The 625-nt window shown below is 71.8% G+C and carries 1 protein-coding gene; it reads left to right on the top strand.

Annotation, left to right across the window (positions count from 1 at the left end):
• The coding region (locus U874_RS0113930) for an MFS transporter (RefSeq protein ID WP_025135146.1) at positions 1-625 on the top strand (625 nt) is incomplete at both ends.

Genomic DNA, 625 nt, shown 5'->3' with positions numbered 1-625 from the left:
GCCCGCGGCGCCCGTCGCGCGCTCGGGCGGGTCACGCCTCGCGGGGCTCTGGTCGCGAGAGTTCCGCGGCCGCACGCTCGCGATTTGGGCGATCTGGTTCTGCGTCAATTTTGCGTACTACGGTGCGTTCATCTGGATCCCGAGCATCCTCGTCGATGCGGGCTTCAGCCTCGTCCGCTCCTTCGGCTTCACGCTCGTGATCACGCTGGCGCAGCTGCCCGGCTACGCCGTTGCCGCCTGGCTGATCGAGAAGTGGGGCCGCCGCCCGACGCTCTCCGTGTTCCTCGTGGGCTCGGCGGTCTCCGCGGTGTGCTTCGGCACGGTGCACACCGAGGCCGCGATCATCGCCTCGGGCATGGCGCTCTCGTTCTTCAACCTGGGCGCGTGGGGCGCGCTCTACGCCGTGACGCCGGAGATCTACCCGACCTCCATGCGGGGCACCGGCGCCGGCTGGGCCGCGGGCGTGGGCCGCATTGCGTCGATCGTGGCGCCGCTCCTCGTGCCGGTGCTGCTCGCGGGGCCCGGCACGGGCTTCACGTTCGCGCTTTTCGCCGCCTTCTTCATCATCGCGGCTGCGGCGACGTGGGGGCTCGTCGACCGCCGCGGCGAGGCCCTCGACGACCGC

This window comes from Leucobacter sp. PH1c, assembly GCF_000633415.1.
GTDB lineage: Bacteria > Actinomycetota > Actinomycetes > Actinomycetales > Microbacteriaceae > Leucobacter.
This window is presented reverse-complemented; position numbering and strand designations above follow the sequence as displayed.